Origin of the sequence: Gluconobacter japonicus (assembly GCF_015244665.1) — a bacterium.
Lineage (GTDB): Bacteria > Pseudomonadota > Alphaproteobacteria > Acetobacterales > Acetobacteraceae > Gluconobacter > Gluconobacter japonicus.
Window position 1 is genome coordinate 2501 of record NZ_JABCQN010000016.1, and the last position, 2927, is coordinate 5427.

The 2927-nt window shown below is 54.7% G+C and carries 1 tRNA gene and 2 rRNA genes (1 of these 3 cut by a window edge); all 3 read left to right on the forward strand.

The features are described 5' to 3' along the window. Window positions 1-2604: ribosomal RNA gene (locus HKD32_RS15020) — 23S ribosomal RNA — on the forward strand (it extends 133 nt beyond the left edge of the window). An 81-nt stretch (window positions 2605-2685) separates the two neighbouring features. After that, a 5S ribosomal RNA gene (gene rrf, locus HKD32_RS15025) occupies window positions 2686-2800 on the forward strand. A gap of 50 nt (window positions 2801-2850) precedes the next feature. After that, window positions 2851-2927 (forward strand) — tRNA-Met (locus HKD32_RS15030).

The window sequence follows — 2927 nt, forward strand, 5'->3', positions numbered from 1 at the left end:
GCAAGAGGATCATGTACTGAATACATAGGTGCATGAGGCAAACCCGGGGAACTGAAACATCTCAGTACCTGGAGGAAAAGACATCAACAGAGATTCCGCTAGTAGTGGCGAGCGAACGCGGAGCAGGCCAATGCCTTATTGAGAAGAAGCAGAACGGTCTGGAAAGTCCGGCAAGAATGGGTGATAGCCCCGTATGCGTAGTGTCTTGATAAGGATTTGAGTAGGGCGGGGCACGTGAAACCCTGTCTGAACATGGGGGGACCACCCTCCAAGCCTAAATACTCCTTAGTGACCGATAGCGAACAAGTACCGTGAGGGAAAGGTGAAAAGCACCCCGATAAGGGGAGTGAAAGAGACCTGAAACCGGACGCCTACAAGCAGTCGGAGCCTCTTATGGGGTGACGGCGTACCTTTTGTATAATGGGTCAGCGAGTTTCTGTTTGCAGCGAGCTTAAGCCGTTAGGTGTAGGCGTAGCGAAAGCGAGTCTGAATAGGGCGACTGAGTTGCTGGCAGAAGACCCGAAACCGAGTGATCTAGCCATGGCCAGGCTGAAGGTGCGGTAACACGCACTGGAGGGCCGAACCCACGCCTGTTGAAAAAGTCGGGGATGAGCTGTGGCTAGGGGTGAAAGGCCAATCAAACTCGGAGATAGCTGGTTCTCCGCGAAATCTATTGAGGTAGATCGTCGGGTGTTTACCCTGGGGGGTAGAGCACTGGATGGGCTAGGGGGGCCCAAAGCCTTACCAAACCTAACCAAACTCCGAATACCCAGGAGTATAGCCCGGCAGACAGACAGTGGGTGCTAAGGTCCATTGTCGAGAGGGAAACAGCCCAGACCACCAGCTAAGGCCCCTAAATCGTGGCTAAGTGGGAAAGGATGTGGGGATTCCAAAACAACCAGGAGGTTGGCTTAGAAGCAGCCATCCTTTAAAGAAAGCGTAATAGCTCACTGGTCTATTAGAAACCCTGCGCCGAAAATGTAACGGGGCTCAAGCCACGTGCCGAAGCTGTGGGTGCATTCTTATGAATGCGCGGTAGCGGAGCGTTCCGTAAGTCTGCGAAGGAGGCGGGGTGACCCCCTCTGGAGATATCGGAAGTGCGAATGCTGACATGAGTAGCGACAAACAGTGCGAGAAACACTGTCGCCGAAAGTCCAAGGGTTCCTGCGCAAGGTTAATCCACGCAGGGTGAGCCGGCCCCTAAGGCGAGGGCGAGAGCCGTAGTCGATGGGAACTAGGTGAATATTCCTAGGCCTGCCAGAAGTGACGAATGAGAAATGTTGTCTGTCCTTAACGGATTGAACAGGCTTTTTGATCATTCCAGGAAATAGCTCTGGCGTATAGACCGTACCCGAAACCGACACAGGTGGACTGGTAGAGAATACCAAGGCGCTTGAGAGAACGATGCTGAAGGAACTAGGCAAATTGCTCGTGTAACTTCGGGATAAACGAGACCCAACCGTGGGCAACCATGTTTGGGTGGCACAGACCAGGGGGTAGCGACTGTTTAGTAAAAACACAGGGCTCTGCGAAATCGTGAGATGACGTATAGGGCCTGACGCCTGCCCGGTGCCGGAAGGTTAAGAGGAGATGTGCAAGCATTGAATTGAAGCCCCGGTAAACGGCGGCCGTAACTATAACGGTCCTAAGGTAGCGAAATTCCTTGTCGGGTAAGTTCCGACCTGCACGAATGGCGTAACGACTTCCCCACTGTCTCCAGCATCGACTCAGCGAAATTGAATTCCCCGTGAAGATGCGGGGTACCCGCGGTCAGACGGAAAGACCCTATGAACCTTTACTGCAGCTTTGCAGTGGCATCAGGAAAATCCTGTGTAGGATAGGTCGGAGGCTTTGAAGCCGGGGCGCCAGCACCGGTGGAGCCACCCTTGAAATACGACCCTGAATTTTTCTGATGTCTAACCGAGACCAGTAAGCCTGGTCCGGGACCCTGCATGGTGGGCAGTTTGACTGGGGCGGTCGCCTCCCAAAGTGTAACGGAGGCGCGCGATGGTGGGCTCAGGCCGGTCGGAAACCGGCTGTCGAGTGCAATGGCATAAGCCCGCCTGACTGCGAGAATGACAGTTCGAGCAGAGACGAAAGTCGGCCATAGTGATCCGGTGGTCCCACGTGGACGGGCCATCGCTCAACGGATAAAAGGTACTCTAGGGATAACAGGCTGATCTCCCCCAAGAGTCCACATCGACGGGGAGGTTTGGCACCTCGATGTCGGCTCATCACATCCTGGGGCTGGAGCAGGTCCCAAGGGTTCGGCTGTTCGCCGATTAAAGTGGTACGTGAGCTGGGTTTAGAACGTCGTGAGACAGTTCGGTCCCTATCTGCCGTGGGTGTAAGAGACTTGAGAGGATTTGTCCCTAGTACGAGAGGACCGGGATGAACATACCTCTGGTGCACCGGTTGTCACGCCAGTGGCACAGCCGGGTAGCTAAGTATGGACGGGATAACCGCTGAAAGCATCTAAGCGGGAAACCCACCTCAAAACAAGGTCTCATAGAGCCGTGAGAGACCATCACGTCGATAGGCCGGGTGTGAAAGTGCAGTAATGCATGCAGCTAACCGGTCCTAATCGCTCATAATCCTCACTCCAAACACATGCACAGAAATCAGCCACACTCAAAAAAACACCAACCTCCACCCACTCTCAAAAAGACTGGGTGGGCTGGAAGACCTGGTGGCCATTGCGAGGGCCATACACCCGATCCCATCCCGAACTCGGCCGTGAAATCCCTCAGCGCCTATGATACTGCACCTCAAGGTGCGGAAAAGTCGGTCGCCGCCAGGTCCCCCAGCCCACTCACAAAAACCCCAAAAAACCAACATCACACACACCACCGCGGGGTGGAGCAGCCCGGTAGCTCGTCAGGCTCATAACCTGAAGGCCGCAGGTTCAAATCCTGCCCCCGCAACCA